The following is a 17665-nucleotide window of genomic DNA, read 5'->3' as shown; positions in this document are numbered from 1 at the left end:
CCCAATCAAAAACCTCAGATGCCCCCAGTCTCTCCCGAGCGTCTCCGCAGCTCCCACCGCGTCCCAGCACCTCAGCAGCGCCGGTGAAGGGCGTTCTATGCCTTACGCATTCAACGCGCAAGTGGAAAATTCAAGAATATCGCAAAAAACTTCAAATTCATTTTTTAAGCAATAGTTTCAAATAGTTGAGTGGCACTCACCTCATAGAAATCGGCGAAAATCATCCTTCAAGCACACCAGATATACCGCCTAGGTTTCAGTGCTTGTTGGTTCAAACCCAACATATAGTGAGAACACTACAGTCACCCACAAGACTATACCGACTCGACGGCAATCAGCGATTCATTTCTAATCCCGGAATCGCGCCCGATATCGGCGCCGTCAGGCGCAATGCAAGTTGGTCTTACAGGGCCTTGCGCATTGTCTATGGATAGGCTCAGGTCTTTTCAAAGCAAACCCGATACGCCTGTGACCTTGATATGACGAATGACATTAAGTTTCCCTTGCTGCGAACCGTTGGATTTGACGGTCTGTTGGTGACCTTTGCGCAAACCATGTCCGAGCCGTCCAACCGCGCCGCCCTGGCGTTTCGGGGCACAGTCGAGGCGCAGCAGATTGACGGCGTGCTTGAGACGTCGGCCTCGCTGGCATCTGCATTTATAAGGTTTGATCCATTAAGCCTGTCGCATCGGGACATCGAAGAGTTGCTGCGGGCTATGCTGGTCAGTCGCGATTGGTACGCTGCATCTTTGCCTGCGGGGCGACGATTCTGGAAAGTGCCGACGGTCTACGGTTCCGATCTTGCGCCACAGCTAGAAGACGCGGCATTGGCAGCAGGGTTGTCACCAGCGGACGCCATTGATCGTCTCAGCCAATCGCGTGTGCGGGTTTTAACCATCGGATTTGCGCCGGGCCAACCTTATCTCGGGCCACTCGGACCCGAATTCAACATTCCACGCCTGAAAGAGCTGACGCCGATGGTACCTGAAGGGGCGTTGGTTTTGGCAATTTCGCAATTTGTCCTGTTCTCGGGGCCAACCCCAACCGGATGGCGTCATGTTGGACAAACTGCGTTTCGTTGCTTTCGTCCGGACATGGAGCAAAGTTTTGCCCTCAACCCCGGTGATGAGATGCAGTTCATCTCAGTCACGCGCGAAGAGCTTGAGGATATCCGTACAACCTGCACTGATGGCTCTGGTGGTGCGAGTTGCGAGGAGATCACGACATGACGCTGATCGTCCATCGCATCGGCCCAGCTTGCACGGTTCAGGATCAAGGGCGCACCGGGTATCTGGATCAAGGCCTGTCGCGTTCGGGTGCCGCAGATATAGTTGCGCTTTATGAAGGGGCCGCGTTGCTTGGTAACACTCCAACGAGCGCCGCCCTCGAAATGGCGGGGATGGGTGGCGAGTTTGAGGCAACCGCACCAACCGCCATCGCGCTGACCGGCGCACCGATGCAGGCCAGTATCGATGGCAGCCCCGTCTTGTGGAATGCCTCGCATCATATGGAGGCTGGGCAGCGGCTGGTAGTCGGGTCGGTGCTGCAGGGCAGTTACGGGTATCTGAATCTGGGTGGCGGGATCGGGGCCGACATGACTCTGGGCTCACGCGCGGCCCATCTGACCGCAAGGATCGGGCGCGCTGTTCAAGCGGGTGATCACCTGCCTTCGACGGAAACCGGCAAGACCGGCCTGAAGCTGCGTTCGGAGGATCGGTTTTCAGGTGGGACGTTGCGGGTTGTGGCCAGCTTTCAAACTGCACTGTTCGATGACGAGACGCTGGCACGGTTTACGCAAACGACATTCCGCCGCGGCGCCCGAGCCAACCGGATGGGTATGCAGCTGGATAGTGAAGGTGACGGCTTCGCGGCCAAGGGTCAATTGAACATACTGTCCGAAGTCATAACCCCCGGCGATATACAGATGACCGGCACCGGTGCGCCCTTCATCCTACTGCCCGAGTGCCAGACCACCGGAGGTTACCCGCGCATCGCAACCGTTCTGCCCTGTGATCTGCCTCGTGCTGCACAGACCCCGGCGGGAGGCGAGGTGCGCTTCGAATTCGTAACACTGGAACAAGCCATCACGCTGCAAGCCGCATTTAAGGCCGACCTTGCCCGCCTGCCCGCCCGTGTTGAACCATTGGTCCGCGATCCGCATGACATCCCGGACCTCCTGTCCTACCAACTGATCAGCGGAATGATCTCTGCCACCGAATAAGGAGTTATTGCGATGCCGAGCGTCGATCTGAATGCCGATATGGGCGAAAGCTTTGGCCCGTGGAAGATGGGTGATGATGAAAGCCTTCTGAAGATCATCACCTCGGCCAATATTGCCTGTGGCTTTCATGCGGGTGACCCTGATGTGATGGCCAAGACCATGGCTCTGGCAGCCCAGAACGGTGTGGGCATCGGTGCGCATCCCGGTTTTCCTGATCTGCAGGGATTTGGGCGTCGAAACATGAAAGTGCCCCATGACAGTTTGCGCAATCTGGTGCGTTATCAGCTTGGATCGGCAATCGGTATGGCCAAGGCGGTGGGCACCGAAGTACGTCACCTGAAATTGCACGGGGCGCTGGCCAACATGTGTTCGGTCGATATCGATATGGCGCGGGCCTGTTATCAGGGTGCATTGGACGTGGACCCGGACATCATCATCATGGTGTTGGCGGTCACCAAACAAGAAGAAGCGGTGCGCGAGCTGGGCTGCAAATGGGTGGGCGAGATTTTTGCCGACCGTGCCTATAATGACGATGGCACTTTGGTGGATCGGTCACTGCCGGGAGCCGTGATCCATGATCCGGCGCTGGCCGGACCACGTATTCTGGAAATGGTGAAGGAAGGCGCCATCATCACCAAATCCGGCAAACGCCTTGAGACCTCAATCGATACGATCTGCCTGCATGGTGATGGCCCGACGGCAGTTCAGATCGCGCACTCGGTGCGCGAGAACCTGATCGCGGGCGGAGTCGAGGTCACAAAATTCATCCGTTAGTTACAACAACGTAACTTTGGCACCCCATCTCCAAACTGTTGCCCATGCAGGCCTTAGCGCCTAGCATGCATGGCAAGTGCATGATCTGACTACCACAAATCCAAGCAACGCGCCGCAAGGAGGTGAGCCTATGTCTTTTGATCTGATGTCCTACCAGCCAAGGGGCGACAAGAAGAACTCGGACTTCTTCACCGAATATCTTCCCAGGATTTACGAGCGCCGCATCAGCTCGGGCATTGCGGATCAGGTCGGTGCGATGCGGGCCATTGTCATTCAGGTCGAGACAGATGCGCTGTTTGACACGCTGGTCGAGCTTTATGTGATGACCCCCTATCGCCACACCACCAGCTATTTGGGACAGACACACAAGTTCTCGGTGATGCATTCACATGCCGATTATCCGGCGCTGATCCTGATGGCTCCGCTCAGCCCGGCATTCGAGGATTTCATCCCGCGTATCAATCGTATGTACCCGCTGGCGCGCGGTAAGCCGCAGACGCGATATGTAGGTGAGATTTACGGTGCCACCGACCTGAAGGCGCTGACTGGATCGCTGGAGGATCAGAATATTCGGTTCGAATATTCTGGGGACACCGAAAATCCGTTCTACACGCTGGAAGGATACCGCTTTACGACGCCATCGGATTTCACGTGCAATCGTGTCGGCTATTCCACGCTGGATTTCAACGACTCAGACAGTCTGGGGTTAGGCGACCGTGTTTTGCTGAGCGATGTGGAACAAGCCAAGCTGGATCAGGCCGCTGCGTTTGGGATGGATAGCAAAATCGCACCCCTGATGCTGGGGATCGACCATCTGGCGACACGCATTCTGGCCGGGGAACGTGAGGACGCGATCCTCGAGTTTCTGACCATGGTGCCTTATTACTTCTGGGGGGCGTACAACATCTTCGACATGAACTCGTCGACCAATGTGAATCGCAATGCCAATGTGGATGACGACAAGAAATCCCCTGCCAAGGTCTTTACTGCAAACAACACGCCCTCATTCGTGAACTCTTTCGAGCAATTGCCGATGCCAACCGAGGATTTCGTGCGTAATTTCGGACGACGCTTGCACCACATGGCGGTTGAAATCCAGGACGGCGACCATGGCGCGGGTGAGAAAAATGTCGATTTCGTGGTCAACACTCTTAAAGACAAGGGCGTTCCGTTCCTGGCCCATGTGGTCGGGGAATGCAAAGATGATCCGAACCTGAAACAGATCTTCTCAAAGCACTCGAAACACACGCTGCTGATCACCGAATACATCGAACGCTGCCATCACTACGACGGCTTCTTCACCAAGGATAACGTTGCAGCCTTAACTGCGGCGGCCGGGCAAGATGAACAGTACAAGCACGGCCACGTCTTCGATTGATTTACCATAAAAAATGGGCTGCGAGGTCATCGCAGCCCAGGCCCATCCAGGAGAGAATGCCGGGTCTTATGACGGCCCGATCATGAAACACGTGACATTGCGCGCCTGTAACCGACGACAGGCCAGATCAGCCTGTTCGCGGGTCATACCCTGAAATGTCGCGTCAAACCCACGCGAGCTTTGGTTCACCTTTCGCAAAGTGCCTTCCAAAGTGGTCATTTCCGACAGCGCAGTTTTCAACAGAACCTTCTCGGCCTCATACCGCGTGGTGTAGCGGCCAACATTGACGCCCCAAAGGTGACCGCCGGAAGTGGACAAGCGGGTCACAACTTCGGGTTCAGGCTCGGGCTGCTTGGCCGGTTCGACCGAGGCCAGCACCACGTTTTCGGAAGGCTTGTCGCCATCCGACGGTGCTATGTCTGCTGCTGCAATCGCAGCAGCGATACCGTCCTGAATCCGGGTGTTGTCTTTTTCAGCCGTTGCAGCGACCGACCCCGCGACCTGAACCGTTTCGCTCGCCACCGGGCGCAACACCGGGCGCAGGCTCTTTTTCGGCGGGCCCGCTTGGGCGACCACTTGTGCACTACCAAGACCTGCATTCCCTGCATAGACCGGGCGGGCGGGCTTACGGATTGGCGCACGCGAGGGGGCACGGCGGAAACCCATATCCAAAAGTTCGGCCACTCGGGCGTTGCGCGATGCACCTGATTTACCACCGAAGACGGTCGCAATGATACGTTCATCCTTGCGCTTGGCTGAAGCAACCAGATTAAACCCTGCAGCGCGGGTATAGCCGGTCTTGATCCCATCGGCGCCCCGATAGGCTGCCAAAAGGCGGCGGTTGGTGTTCGGTACAGTCTTGATCCCGGCATTCGTCGATTGGCGCGAGAACAGATTGTAGTACTGCGGGTAATCATACAGCAGATGACGGCCCAGCGTGGTCATATCCCGCGCGGTCGACAAATGCCCCGACTCGGTCAAACCATGGGCATTCTTGAAGGTGGTCCGGCTCATCCCCATCGCTTTGGCGGTGCGGGTCATGCGACGAGCAAACGCCGCCTCGGACCCGCTGAGGGCGATGCCGATCGCGGTTGCCGCGTCATTGGCGGATTTCACCGCCGCCGCCCGGATCAGATAGCGAAACGCGATTCGCTGCCCAGTGCGCAAACCCAGCTTCGAGGGCGGCTCAGCCGCTGCAGCCTTGGTGATGCGCACCTGAGTGTCCAACGTGATCTCACCATTCCGCACGGCCTCAAACGCAATATACAGCGTCATCATCTTGGTCAGAGATGCCGGATGCAACCGCGTGTCGGCATTGCGGGAATGCAGCACTTCTCCGGTGCGTGCGTCGATCACCATGGCCGCGTAAGGGGCCGCCATGCCCTGAAGTGGTGCAAATGAAAGCAGCCACAGAAATGCTATAAGTAATAAGCCCATTCGGGCCGGAACTGTCCGCCGAATCTGCACGATCTTTGCCTCTGTCTGCCTCGCGCCGCCGGGTTTTCCCGGTCAGCAATTTTTATTTTGATATTCTTCAGGCTAACACAGGGACGGGTTTAAAGAAACTGAAAGCTGCGTTTGAGTGGATCATATACACATCCAGACTCACGCTACATATGGTGCTTCATGCGCGCCCGAACACCATACCGGCGATTGTGCCGAATTTCAGGCAAGCCGTGTCATCGAATTTTTTGTGACTGATGTCAAACGGCAACAGGTCAGGAAATCTGATCAATCAAAGCTGAAAGATCACCCAAATCCTTCAACTCGCGGAACCGTGGGTTGGAAGTTGGGACCTCGGCCTGCTCGACCTCCCATACCAACCCGTGCGGGACATGCACGCCCCAGCACCCGGCTTCGATTGGGGCCACCACGTCAGAACGCATCGAGTTTCCGATCATCATCGAAGCGTCGGGTCCATCACCGTACTGGTCAAAAATCTCCGCATAGGTCGCCGCCGTTTTTTCGCTCACGATCTCGACGCCATCGAACAGCTCACCCAATCCGGATTGCGCCAGCTTACGCTCCTGATCGATCAGGTCGCCCTTGGTGATCAGCAGAACCTTATGCGTCTCGGCCACCGCCTCGATGGCCTCGCGCGCATGGGGGAGCAGTTCGATGGGATGTGCCAGCATCTCCTGCCCCGCTTCAACAAGTTGGCGGATGACGCGCGCCGGTACGCGATCTTCCGTCACCTCAATCGCTGTCTCGATCATCGACAGGGTAAAGCCCTTGATGCCATACCCATAGTGCTGGATATTGCGCTTTTCGGCGGCAAGTAGACGTTCCATCAGGTGATCGTGATCGGCGTGATCGGCGAGCAATTCGGCAAAATATGCCTGAGTCAGCTGGAAGAAACGCTCGTTATGCCAAAGGGTATCGTCTGCATCGAACCCGATTGTTGTCAGCTTGTCCCGCATCGCATTTCCGTCCGGTTGCTCTTTTCTCTGGCCACCGTGACGTTATATAAGCCGGGAAACAATTCGTAGTGTTAATCGAGATTCTCTTACAGCAATGCGCAAACACCAGTGGATCATGTCTGAAAAGGACGACGAAGACGACGACACGTCGGTCCTGGTGCAAACGCGCCCCAAGACCAAGCGGCCTCCGCTGTATAAGGTGTTGTTGCTGAATGACGATTATACACCGATGGAGTTCGTGGTGCATGTGCTGGAACGGTTCTTCGGCATGACCCATGCGCAGGCGTTCGAAATCATGCTGACGGTGCACAAGAAAGGTGTCGCCGTGGTTGGCGTGTTCAGCCATGAGATTGCCGAGACCAAGGTCGGGCAAGTGATGGATTTCGCGCGCAGGCATCAGCACCCGCTGCAATGCACCATGGAACGCGAAGAATAACGCGCGGCCATGTCCTCTCGCCTTGATCTAGCCTTGAACAGCGGGCTCACCCTGTCGCAACCGCTGACTGTTTTGGCGCCTACCCCGGACCACGATTTGTCAGACCTTCCGCGCGAGGCGCAGGTGGTGCAGCCGTTCAAACCGTTCCACGATCATTTTGCCACGCAGGGCTTTGTCGCTACGCCCAATAGTGACGCGCCTTGCCAGGATGCAGTCGTGTTTCTACCGCGCGCCAAGGCGCTGGCCCGGGCGCTGATCCATCAGGCCTGCAGCCGCGCCAGCGGGGTCATCGTGGTGGACGGGGCCAAAACCGATGGCGTCGACAGTTTGCTGAAAGACATCCGCAAGCGGGTCGCGATCGAGGGTCCAATCTCGAAGGCACATGGCAAGATTTTCTGGTTTCAGTCTGATGCGGACGCCTTTGCCGACTGGGCTGCGCCTGAAAACCAAATGGTTGACGGCTTCCATACCGCGCCCGGTGTGTTTTCCGCCGATGGTATCGATCCTGCCTCGGCCCTGCTGCTGAAGTCTCTGCCAACCAAGCGCGGCACGCGCATCGCTGATCTGGGTGCAGGTTGGGGCTTTCTGTCCGCCATGCTGATCGACGACACCTTGCGCAGCCTGCATCTGGTTGAGGCCGACCACACCGCCCTTACTTGTGCCCGCGCCAATGTCACCGACCCCCGTGCGCAGTTCCACTGGGCCGACGCCACCAAATGGAGCGCGCCCGAGCCGCTGGACATGGTGATCATGAATCCGCCCTTTCACACCTCGCGCAGCGCCGACCCGACATTGGGCCAGGGCTTTATCACCAGTGCTGCACGCAACCTCACCCGCAACGGTCAACTCTGGATGGTTGCAAATCGCCACCTGCCTTACGAGGCCACGCTGGCCGAGGCTTTCGACCGTGTTGACGAAGTGGCAGGAGACAACCGCTTCAAGGTTTTCCATGCCTCTCGCCCTCGGGGCTGAGGCCCGCTAACCTGCGCCAGAACTCAGGAGGATTCGCATGTCCTTTTCCATCGCGGGCAAGACCGCAATCGTCACCGGGGGTGCCAACGGCATCGGACTGGCCATCGGACGGCACTTTGCCGATGCAGGCGCCAATGTCATGTTCGCCGATATGGATGAAAAGCGCCTGTCCGATGAGCTGGGCGAACAGGCGGATGACAGCAACATCCGTTATTTCGCCGGTGACCTGCGTGAAAAGCTGACCATAGCCAATCTGCTTTCGGCCACGCTAGATGCGTTTGATCAGGTTGATATCCTGATCAATGGTGCGCGGCAGGTGATCCCGTCGGACCCGCTGGACACCGATGACGATTCCGTGCGCACATTGCTGAACCAGAACCTGATGCCCGCGCTGCGACTGAGCCAACTAGTGGCTAAGCGATTTATCAAACAGGCTTATGGAGACGATGAGAACCCTGCCGGGTCAATCATCAACCTGTCCTCGATTGCCGCACGCCGCACCCATCCCGATCTGATGGCCTATTCCGTTTCGACCGCTGCGCTGGATCAGATGACCCGTTCGTTGGCGGTTGCACTTGCGCCCAGCCGCATTCGCGTAAACTCCATCGCACTAGGATCGGTCATGAGCGCCTCATTGCAGTCAACGCTGAAAGAAAACCGAGATTTCCGGGACGACATCGAAAAACATACTCCGCTTTCCCGGATTGCCGCTCCGAACGAACTGGTCGAAACCGCGCAATTTCTCGCGTCGGACGCTGCGGGCTTCATGACAGGCCAAATTCTAACCATTGACGGAGGCCGCACCCTGCTGGACCCTGTCGCAGCCCCGGCCCACTGATCCCAATGTTCGATAAAGAAAAAGCCACCGCCGCTGCCTGGTTCCGCCAGTTGCGAGATGACATCGTAACCGCCTTCGAAGCGTTGGAAGACAGCCACACCTCAGGCCCCTTCTCGGATTCTCAGCCGGGAAGGTTCGAAGTCAAAGAAACTAAACGGCAGTCTGACGATGGCTCCGACGCGGGCGGCGGGCTGATGTCGGTGATGCGCGGGGGCCGCGTGTTCGAGAAGGTGGGCGTTAATGTCTCAACCGTCTTTGGTACGCTGGGTGAGCGCGCGCAAAACGCGATGGCCGCGCGCAAGGGTATTCCGGGGATGAAGGACGACCCCCGGTTCTGGGCTTCGGGCATCAGCCTTGTGGCCCATATGCAGAACCCGCATGTGCCTGCGGTCCATATGAACACCCGGATGTTCTGGACCCCACATGCCTGGTGGTTCGGCGGCGGCTCCGACCTGAATCCCTGCATCGAATATGACGGCGACACCGCCCATTTCCACGCCACCCAAAAAGCGCATCTCGACCCGCACGGACCCGGCCACTACCCGCGCCTCAAAGATTGGGCTGACGAGTATTTTTATATCCCCCACCGAAAGCGCGCTCGGGGTGTCGGCGGGATCTTCATGGATGACTATTGCACCGGCGACTGGCAGGCGGATTTTGCGCTGACGCAGGACATCGGTCGCGCCTTCCTGCCCGCCTTTCTGCCTCTGGTCGAAAAACGCCGAGTGCAAAGCTTTGACGACGCGGACAAAAACACCCAGCTGGTGCATCGTGGGCTCTATGCCGAATACAATCTGGTCTATGACCGGGGTACCAAGTTTGGTCTGGAAACCGGGCACGACCCTGATGCTGTTCTGATGAGTCTGCCGCCCTTGGCCAAATGGGTCTGACCGCTAAAACCCCATATCGATGGAATTATCAAAGCAGTAGTTTTGCGCCGAAGCGGCGGACAGGTTCTCACCCACCCTGTTGACGGTCAAAGAATATCCCGGATTGGTATCCGCACCGGGCGGAGGGGTTAGCGAAAACTGCACTGTGCGAACACCTTTCTCGTAAGCTTTGGAAACATAAATCCGCTGCGAGTTTGAAACTCCCAATGTGCGAACTGCATAATCACCAATTCCACACCAATAGGTGACCGCGGCCGAGGATCCACCGACAGGCTTCACTTCGTAGGTTCCATCCTTTAGCGGCGTGATCTGGGTTCTGAACTGCGGTCTAAGTTTATAGCCAAAACCAACGCCCTGAGACTGCGCAATGGTGGGGGCCAGTATGATGGCTGTCAAAGAGAGGCATGTAAGAAAACGCATTTAAAACACCCTATGAAAAACGCGATCACGGCTGAGACGACGTGGGACCAACCAGCCTATACGAATCAATATAGTCAAACCGGGCCTCAGGTCTAACTCAACCCGTAACACATCAGCTTGAGTGAAAATTCTTTCTTTGAATATGTGGTGCGCTATGATCTCAGCATCAGCAGTTTCCAGAGTGGCCCGTGGAAAAGTCATTTCCCAAAGACTGGTTCGATCTTTCCGGTGAAAAATACGCCGACTTCGGTGCGTTATTTTATCTGGCTGCCCTGACCAAAACGCATCGTAACCGCAGTTTGGCACAGGTTCTCTATGCGTTCGAAACGCCGCTGAGATTGGGCCAGTATCACATCTTCCGCCAAAACGGCTTTCCGCGCGGATTCGTGACATTTGCCGGTCTCAGCCCGGAAGCCGAATATCGCTATGCGGTGAAGGAAGAGCCGCTGAGAGATGTCGATTTCGCCAGTGGCTCATCCTTCTGGATCATCGATATGGTGGCACCCTTCGGCCAAACTCGTCAGATCGTCGACATGCTGAAACGGGACATCCCGCACCCACGCGTGCGCACCAATCGCCTCAGGAGCGACCTATCCACAAAACGTATCGTCGAATGGACACGCGATGACCAGCAACAGGTGCATATGCGCCTTTACCGCGATGCCGAATTTGCCAGAACGCTCGAGCAGGAAAACGGATGACTTCGGTTGTAACCATATCGGGCGATATCACGGGCGACGTGACCGGCTTTCCTCCGAATGTCGCCTCGGGTGACCTCGATGTCACCGCAACATCGGATTTCGGGACCTTCACCGGGGCCACCTGGGCAATCTCCGATCAACCGGATTTCGGCACCGCCTCAATAGATGCGAACGGTACGTGGACCTATACCGTCGACCCGGCCTTCTTCGATAGCCTCGATGACGGAGAAATCCAATTGGACTCGTTCGAGGTGACGGTCACCGCCAATTTCACCAATGGTTTCTTCACCTTCAGTGGAACCCAGACCCAGATCATTGATATCACTATCGAAGGCGTTTGCTTTACCGCAGGCACTCTGATTGAAACGGCGGAAGGCCAGCGCGCCATTGAGACCCTGCGCGTGGATGACGACGTGTTAACTGCCGATCACGGAATACAGCCGATCCGCTGGATCGAAAGCTGCACCATGTCGCCCGAGCGGTTGCGCGCAAATCCTGCGATGCGCCCGGTGCGTGTGACCGCAGGCAGTCTGGGACCCGGTGTTCCATCCCGCGATTTGCTGGTGTCTCAACAGCATCGCCTCCTGATCCGTGGCCCCAAGGTCGAGATGCTGTTCGGCGCGCCCGAAGTGTTGGTCGCCGCCAAACATCTGTGCTCGTGGCCGGGAATAGATATTGATACCGGTGATGAGCCGGTCGAATACCTGCATATCCTGCTTGACAGGCACGAGATTTTGTTTGCCGAAGGAGCTCAGGCCGAAAGCCTGTTTCTGGGTGAAGAAACCCTCCACACGCTGTCTTCTGACGCGCTCCAGGAACTCGCCGAGATATTCCCCGAGCGCGCCTCGGACGAACATATCGGCTTCGGCCTTGCTGCGCGGCTGATCCTGCGCGAACATGAGGCGCGTGCGCTTGCCTAGGTCCTAGACAACCCGCCCACCGACATCCTGTGGAGCCAGCGCGACGGTCTTGATCACCGCATAGCATGTACTGCCCTGCTGCAAACCCAGCGCCGCGACCGAGCGTCGGGTCACGCGCGCCAGCACAACACCCGCAGTTGTTTTGACCGACACGATTGCACCGGGCCCCTCACCTGCCCGGATCGCCTCGACCTGCCCCGACAACACATTCAAGGCTGAAAGACCCTCGGGTGGTCTATTGGACAGGATCACCTCTTGCGCCGGAATACGAATACGCAGCTCTTCGCCGATTTGATGGGCAATCCGAGGCAGGTAAAGACGAGCGCCACCGGCATCAAGTTCGGACAGGCCATCGTCGTGATGCGCCGTAACACGGACCCGCAGAACGGCCCCCACCGCGCGCACGCCTGCAGGGGCCACGGATGGGTCCGACAGAACATCGGACGCGGGACCATGCCGCACGACACGCCCGTCCTGCAGCGCGACCACGGACGTTGCAAGCCGGGCAACCTCGGCCGCCGAATGGGTCACATAAAGTATCGGGACCGATACCTCGTCCCGCAACCGTTCGAAATAGGGCAGGATTTCAGCCTTTCGCGCGTCGTCGAGCGCGGCCAGAGGCTCATCCGCAAGGATCAGGCGCGGGCTGGCCAGCAGGGCGCGGCCAATGGCGACGCGCTGTTTCTCACCCCCCGATAGCATCGCTGGGCGGCGGTCCAGCAGATGGCCAACACCCAACATCTCGATCACCCGATCCGGGTTTTCGCGTCGTGCCCCGCGCGGTGCAAACCAGCGACCATAATTCAGGTTCTGGCGTACGGTCAGATGCGGGAACAGACGGCCTTCCTGAAAGATATAGCCCAAGCGCCGTCTATGTGGCGGCAGCCACGCACCGCGATCCGTGTCGAACAACACCCAATCGCCAACCGCGACCCGCCCGGCCTCGGGTCTCAGTAGCCCCGCGACTGCATTCACCACCGTCGTCTTTCCCGAACCAGAACGCCCAAACAGAACCGTTACACCGGAAGGTGCGTCGAAATCGAGGTCCAGCTTCATCCCGGGCAGCTGGTGTTGCAGGCGGACGGACAGGCTCATGATCCGGCCACGCGTTTGGCCACACGACGGCCCACATATTCCGACAGCAAAAGCGCGCCCATGGCGACGATGATAGAGATGATCACCAACCGAGTCGCCGCCGCCTCACCCCCTGGAACCTGCAAAAACGCATAGACTGCCGAGGGCAGCGTCTGCGTCTGACCGGGTATGTTCGAAACAAAGGTGATCGTGGCCCCGAACTCTCCCATCGCCTTGGCAAACGCCAGGATCGCGCCCGCAATGACCCCAGGCAGGATCATTGGCAGCGTCACCGTTCCAAAGACCAGCAAACGCGACGCCCCCAAAGTGGCGCCTGCCTGTTCCAGTTTTGGGTCTACTGCCTCGATCGACAGCCGGATCGCGCGCACCATCAGCGGAAAAGCCATGATCCCGGCAGCCAGCGCAGCGCCAGTCCATCGGAAAGCAAAAACGATCCCAAGCTCGGCCAAAGGCGCGCCCAACGGCCCCTGAATCCCAAAGGTCAGCAGCAGCAGATAGCCGGTCACCACCGGCGGCAAGATCAGAGGCAGATGAACCAGACCATTCAGCAACTGGCGCCCCGGAAACCGCCAGCGCGCAAGCGCATAGGCAATGAAAATCCCAAAGGGCAACGTGATCAGCGTTGCCCAGAACGATACGCGCAACGACAGGCGCAATGCCTCCATCTCTGCCGGGCCCAACCATCCCATCGTACTACCCTTCGGGCAGGGAGAACCCCTGCCTCACAAATTCGGCCCGTGCGGAATTGCCTTGCAAATAGGTCAAAAGCGCGTGCGCCGTAGGTCCTGCAGTAGAAGTCAGGGCTGCTGGATACACAATTTTCGGATGGACATCCGCAGGGATGACACCGATGACCCCGACCCGCTCATCAGCCACAGCGTCCGAGCGATAGACGATCCCCAAAGGCGCCGCCCCAGTCGCAACCAGCGCCAGCGCGGCACGAACATTGTCAGTCTGGGCAATCCGGTCCTGAACATCGCCCCAGAGTCCCAGACCCTGTAACGCGGCCTTGCCATAGATGCCCGCAGGCACCGCATCGACCAAAGCCATGGCCAGATACCCACTGCCTAGACGGGTGCTCAGGTCAAACCCCGCCTCAATCTCGGCCGTGTCAGCCCCCGGCGCACCAATCAAAACCAGCCCGTTACCCAGCAACTCAATACGTGAAGCGGTATCGATCAGGCCCTGATCCTGCAGCACGTCCATCCAATCCTCGTTGGCGGAAATGAACAGATCGGCGGGCGCCCCCGCTTGTATCTGCCGCGCCAGCACCGAGGAGGCCGAGTACGACACCGTCACCTCTTGCCCGGTCTCAGCCTCATAACTTCTGGCAATCACGTCCAGTGCGGTCTTGAGGCTGGCGGCGGCAAAAACCAGCACGCCCTCGGCCCGAACCGGGACAGCGAGTATCGCGCAGAAGGCCAAAGCTGCGATCAGACAGCGACAGGCGCCCGTCATTCTTTGCCTCCGGATCAGAGGGTTGCAATCCCTCTGGGAATATCGGAGGCAACACGTGGCAGGCAAGGCCCTTTGGCCTTACAACCAAAGCTACGGCCTATATTGAACTCAGAATTCGGTGGAAAACGAGAATCGCCCAACCCAAGATCAATATGCTGTCGCGCTTCTCTAAAACCGGATACTCCCGAGGTAGAGCGCTCAATCGCTAAACAACGTGTCTGATCCGCCTCGCCTGAACAGCGATATCCGCATTTCGCTATTCAACCACGATATGACACATGAGTTTGCTCGATTGGTAACCGCGCCCAGTTGCCTAAACGCTGATCTGAAACCTTGCGCAATTTTGCAAAAGAAATTGTGCTATACCCTCTTGCACCCACGCACGGGCTTAGCTACATGAGCCCTCACGGGTGATTAGCTCAGTTGGTAGAGCGCTTCGTTTACACCGAAGATGTCGGGAGTTCGAGTCTCTCATCACCCACCACTTCCACAACCTCTCAAACACCTTATTTTTATAGGCTTTCGAGCGCCGCGAATTCCCGAATGTCTAGCAGGCAGTTCGAAAATGTCTAGCAAACACGACGGGCAAAACAGTCCGAGACACCTTACAGTTGGATAGGAATTGATAGGTTTGAGGGGGCTCAACCACACTGTTCCTTGTTCAATTCTAATTCCGATTCGAGCGTCTGCCCCACTTCGTGCTACGGATTGCTGCGTTGGTTTACTGTGATCACGAAGCGTTCTTCCCAATCAAACAGGTTCAGATTCTGTTACCCCACCAGACTCTGTCTTCAACTCAGTCCGCATCCATTTTCGAGCTGCATTGAGACTTTGACGGTAGTCGTCAGCCGCCACACTAAGGGACTCTGGAGAAGTGGCTCGGTCAAGGTCATCGACTGACCAATCTTCCGCTAGTCTTTTACTGATTGCGTAGCACGTGGCTTTTCCAACGCGAAAAGCAGTGAATCGCTGTGCAGCTTGCAATACTAGCTTGCGAAGCATCTCAGCTTCCACTTGTCCCGAAAATGACAACTCAAGCTCTGAGGCCATTCTGTCGACTGCAGAATACTTGCCATTAACGAATAGTGTCTGAGCATCCTTGTAGAACTTTCCAGCGCGCCCTTTGATGCCTTTAGCTTCAATTTCTTCGGGCTTTACCAAGATTTCTATCTGGGGCACTCGTTCAAGTGCTTTGGTTTCCTTTGACAGCTTGGCTCCATCTGGAGCCCTTCGCACACGACGCGGAGTGGCACGTTTGGATCGTTCGTTGATGCGATCAAATATGCCGTCGACATCGTCGTCGACACCCTCTGTTTCCGCAGGCTCAGTTTCATCTGTACCTTGATCAAACAGATCGACACGGTCCGGCAGCGCCTTTGAAGGCGAGAATGCGACTGTCGGAACTTTGAACTCATCCAGCAACTTCTGAAGGTCCTTTTGGAGGTCATCAAGGTTGTCATCGCTCGGTGGATGCGCATCTTTGATAACTTCCTTCACCCACTGCGGCATAAGCTCCCTCACTTGTGCAGCGAAGTGTTCAATCGTTAACGCGGAACGATCGCTGGGCGAGGTAAGGCCATCTCGGTACTGGTTGGGAAGTGCCATTTCTTCAGGCAACATGATCTCCACTGTCAGCACTGTGGAACCAAACGGAATTCCAAAGTTTGGAGCGGCGGCAGACCAACGCTTTTTGTTTTTTAAGTCATAGCGTTCACCTTTGTGAACCAACGCACAAAATGTCGTCGACTGCGTCGCAGGGTTCTTCAATGAGCTCAACGTGTGCCCGTGGTTGAGATGCTTCGGATCATGCACGTAGTGAACGATTACACCTGTCTCTGGGCAAGTCACCTGCTCGGCGTGTGGCAAAGATGGGATCACGGACGCGAGTGGTTTCAGGGACCGAAACCTACCTTCTTCGTTCTTCCCCCCACCTTTCGTCATGGCCGTGTTGATGAACACTTCAACCCCCGGCCGGAATTCGGCAAACCTCTGAAAAATCTGAGTTGTGACGTAGCTTCGATCTACCGCAACATCTCTTCCTATCGGGCGCTCAACGGTGTCGTGTTCGCGATCCTCGCCAAGCAGGACAACCTCGGTCCAGTCGATGTTCTTTGGCATCCCCTCTGAGGTCGCAGCCCAAGTAACGTCATACACTGTGTCCTCTTTTCCATCGTCGAACTGCACCGGAAATCTTACGTATGTCTTCATTTCTTCATCGTAACCAATGGTGACTTCATGGATCACTCCGTCTTTGCAAGACCGATAGCGTATGCCCTCAGGATTTATGGTTAACCCTGAAACCTTTGCTCCGATACCAAAGTTCTCGTCCAGCGCTAGTTGCTTGTTTATTGATGACGATAGGTTGGTCGCTACGCGCAAGTCACTCTCACTCATCCCCGGCCCCGTATTCCAGAAAGTGAGTTTTCGGACACCCTCGATATTCGTTGGGTAGACTCGGACTGTTCTCTCGCCTTCTGGAGCCAAGGCGGCGTTCTCTTGAGCGTTCATAAAGAATTCCCGTACGAGAGTATGGGTTGGTGCTTGCTCAATTAGTCGGTTGATTAAGAAACGGTCGTTGTCAATTTGAAGTGGCTCGGCACTCATACTGGTATCCTAAAGCTTAAAAGTGTCGGAATCGCTCGAAGAGGATGGGTTGAATTTTCTTTCCAGCTCGCTGGTAGCCTCTCGAAGTGCTTTGATTATCTTCTTCACGTCTTTTTCGTCGTAGTCGTAGGCTCTCTTGTTCGAGAGGTTCCCAATCTTCCGTATTGCATCCAACGCGGTACGTGTCCTGCCCTCTGCAAGTTTTACAAATTTCTCACGCTTTTCAGACATGAATGCCTCACGATTCCCAATATTGAGTCAAACATGTGCACTGAAATTCATGATGTCAATAGGTACATATTTGTGAATATTTCAGAGAATTTCATGACAATGTACTGCCCTTTTTGCAGCTTATTATCATCAGATCACGTTTCTTGACGCAGGGTACTCGCCAACCCTCGGCCCGCTCAATGCGTGCACGCGGCTCATAGTGACCCCTCCTTTGATCCCGAGACGAACTTAAACACTATCGGCCATAAATGGCTGTTGCATCGCTTTGCATTGGATAAGTAGATGGGCGAATCGCACTCCATACGCG

Annotated in this window: 18 protein-coding genes and 1 tRNA gene; 11 read left to right on the top strand and 8 right to left on the bottom strand. The window is 56.6% G+C overall.

What is annotated here, in order from left to right; translation table 11 throughout:
- The first annotated feature begins 479 nt into the window (after window positions 1–479).
- The 4 genes from ACR0JG_RS19890 (at window position 480) to ACR0JG_RS19875 (ending at window position 4373) form a co-directional block, all read left to right on the top strand.
- Complete coding sequence (locus ACR0JG_RS19890; protein ID WP_480572280.1) at window positions 480–1229, top strand: 5-oxoprolinase subunit B family protein; 750 nt, start codon at window positions 480–482, stop codon at window positions 1227–1229.
- A complete protein-coding gene (locus tag ACR0JG_RS19885; RefSeq protein ID WP_480572277.1) occupies window positions 1226–2221 on the top strand; it encodes a 5-oxoprolinase subunit C family protein in 996 nt (331 codons plus the stop codon). Before ACR0JG_RS19890 ends, ACR0JG_RS19885 begins: the two co-directional genes overlap by 4 nt.
- Window positions 2222–2233: 12 nt before the next feature.
- On the top strand, window positions 2234–2995 hold the full coding sequence (locus ACR0JG_RS19880) for a 5-oxoprolinase subunit PxpA (protein WP_170514124.1): 762 nt from the start codon (window positions 2234–2236) through the stop codon (window positions 2993–2995).
- A gap of 130 nt (window positions 2996–3125) precedes the next feature.
- Window positions 3126–4373: a hypothetical protein gene (locus tag ACR0JG_RS19875; RefSeq protein ID WP_480572274.1), complete on the top strand. Its 1248-nt coding sequence runs from the start codon at window positions 3126–3128 to the stop codon at window positions 4371–4373.
- Between the two features lie 66 nt (window positions 4374–4439).
- Here ACR0JG_RS19875 and ACR0JG_RS19870 read toward each other — a convergent pair whose 3' ends face one another.
- Window positions 4440–5810 carry a D-alanyl-D-alanine carboxypeptidase family protein gene (locus ACR0JG_RS19870; RefSeq protein WP_480572271.1) on the bottom strand — a complete coding sequence of 457 codons (1371 nt, stop codon included), beginning with the start codon at window positions 5808–5810 and terminating at the stop codon, window positions 4440–4442.
- 281 nt (window positions 5811–6091) lie between these two features.
- Window positions 6092–6793 carry an HAD family hydrolase gene (locus ACR0JG_RS19865; protein WP_223117606.1) on the bottom strand — a complete coding sequence of 234 codons (702 nt, stop codon included), beginning with the start codon at window positions 6791–6793 and terminating at the stop codon, window positions 6092–6094.
- 94 nt (window positions 6794–6887) lie between these two features.
- Here ACR0JG_RS19865 and clpS point away from each other — a divergent pair, with 94 nt between their 5' ends.
- Genes clpS through hemF form a run of 4 tightly spaced genes read left to right on the top strand, consistent with a single transcriptional unit; the run spans window position 6888 to window position 9929 of the window.
- A complete protein-coding gene (gene clpS, locus ACR0JG_RS19860; protein WP_170396046.1) occupies window positions 6888–7229 on the top strand; it encodes an ATP-dependent Clp protease adapter ClpS in 342 nt (113 codons plus the stop codon).
- A gap of 9 nt (window positions 7230–7238) precedes the next feature.
- Complete coding sequence (locus tag ACR0JG_RS19855) at window positions 7239–8201, top strand: class I SAM-dependent methyltransferase (RefSeq protein ID WP_480572267.1); 963 nt, start codon at window positions 7239–7241, stop codon at window positions 8199–8201.
- Window positions 8202–8238: 37 nt separating this feature from the next.
- Window positions 8239–9039: an SDR family NAD(P)-dependent oxidoreductase gene (locus ACR0JG_RS19850; RefSeq protein ID WP_480572264.1), complete on the top strand. Its 801-nt coding sequence runs from the start codon at window positions 8239–8241 to the stop codon at window positions 9037–9039.
- A gap of 5 nt (window positions 9040–9044) precedes the next feature.
- On the top strand, window positions 9045–9929 hold the full coding sequence (hemF, locus tag ACR0JG_RS19845; protein WP_480572261.1) for an oxygen-dependent coproporphyrinogen oxidase: 885 nt from the start codon (window positions 9045–9047) through the stop codon (window positions 9927–9929).
- Between the two features lie 3 nt (window positions 9930–9932).
- Here hemF and ACR0JG_RS19840 read toward each other — a convergent pair whose 3' ends face one another.
- On the bottom strand, window positions 9933–10349 hold the full coding sequence (locus tag ACR0JG_RS19840; protein WP_170396038.1) for a hypothetical protein: 417 nt from the start codon (window positions 10347–10349) through the stop codon (window positions 9933–9935).
- 188 nt (window positions 10350–10537) lie between these two features.
- Between ACR0JG_RS19840 and ACR0JG_RS19835 the strand changes: the two genes are divergently transcribed.
- Together ACR0JG_RS19835 and ACR0JG_RS19830 are read left to right on the top strand one after the other, a co-directional pair.
- Window positions 10538–11050 (top strand): toxin-activating lysine-acyltransferase, encoded by a 513-nt coding sequence (locus ACR0JG_RS19835; RefSeq protein ID WP_480572258.1) that lies wholly within the window; start codon window positions 10538–10540, stop codon window positions 11048–11050.
- Window positions 11047–11970 (top strand): Hint domain-containing protein, encoded by a 924-nt coding sequence (locus tag ACR0JG_RS19830; RefSeq protein ID WP_480572255.1) that lies wholly within the window; start codon window positions 11047–11049, stop codon window positions 11968–11970. The genes ACR0JG_RS19835 and ACR0JG_RS19830 overlap by 4 nt, the downstream gene beginning before the upstream one ends.
- Before the next feature lie 3 nt (window positions 11971–11973).
- Here ACR0JG_RS19830 and modC read toward each other — a convergent pair whose 3' ends face one another.
- Genes modC through modA form a run of 3 tightly spaced genes read right to left on the bottom strand, consistent with a single transcriptional unit; the run spans window position 11974 to window position 14523 of the window.
- Window positions 11974–13065, bottom strand: coding sequence for a molybdenum ABC transporter ATP-binding protein (gene modC, locus ACR0JG_RS19825; RefSeq protein ID WP_170396032.1), 1092 nt, complete (start codon window positions 13063–13065; stop codon window positions 11974–11976).
- A complete protein-coding gene (modB, locus tag ACR0JG_RS19820; RefSeq protein WP_170423885.1) occupies window positions 13062–13754 on the bottom strand; it encodes a molybdate ABC transporter permease subunit in 693 nt (230 codons plus the stop codon). The genes modC and modB overlap by 4 nt, the downstream gene beginning before the upstream one ends.
- Window positions 13755–13758: 4 nt before the next feature.
- The gene (modA, locus tag ACR0JG_RS19815; RefSeq protein ID WP_480572252.1) at window positions 13759–14523 is read right to left on the bottom strand and encodes a molybdate ABC transporter substrate-binding protein; all 765 of its coding nucleotides are present in this window, start codon (window positions 14521–14523) and stop codon (window positions 13759–13761) included.
- 408 nt (window positions 14524–14931) lie between these two features.
- On the opposite strand from modA, the gene ACR0JG_RS19810 reads away from it, so the two are divergent.
- A tRNA-Val gene (locus tag ACR0JG_RS19810) sits at window positions 14932–15007 on the top strand.
- Window positions 15008–15273: 266 nt separating this feature from the next.
- Here ACR0JG_RS19810 and ACR0JG_RS19805 read toward each other — a convergent pair.
- Together ACR0JG_RS19805 and ACR0JG_RS19800 are read right to left on the bottom strand one after the other, a co-directional pair.
- Window positions 15274–17127: a hypothetical protein gene (locus ACR0JG_RS19805; RefSeq protein WP_480572249.1), complete on the bottom strand. Its 1854-nt coding sequence runs from the start codon at window positions 17125–17127 to the stop codon at window positions 15274–15276.
- A gap of 9 nt (window positions 17128–17136) precedes the next feature.
- Complete coding sequence (locus ACR0JG_RS19800) at window positions 17137–17358, bottom strand: hypothetical protein (RefSeq protein ID WP_170534732.1); 222 nt, start codon at window positions 17356–17358, stop codon at window positions 17137–17139.
- Window positions 17359–17665: the final 307 nt, after the last annotated feature.

This window comes from Ruegeria sp. AD5 (genome assembly GCF_056542345.1).
The sequence above is the reverse complement of the archived record's forward strand: the minus strand, read 5'-3'. Positions and strand labels throughout refer to the sequence as shown.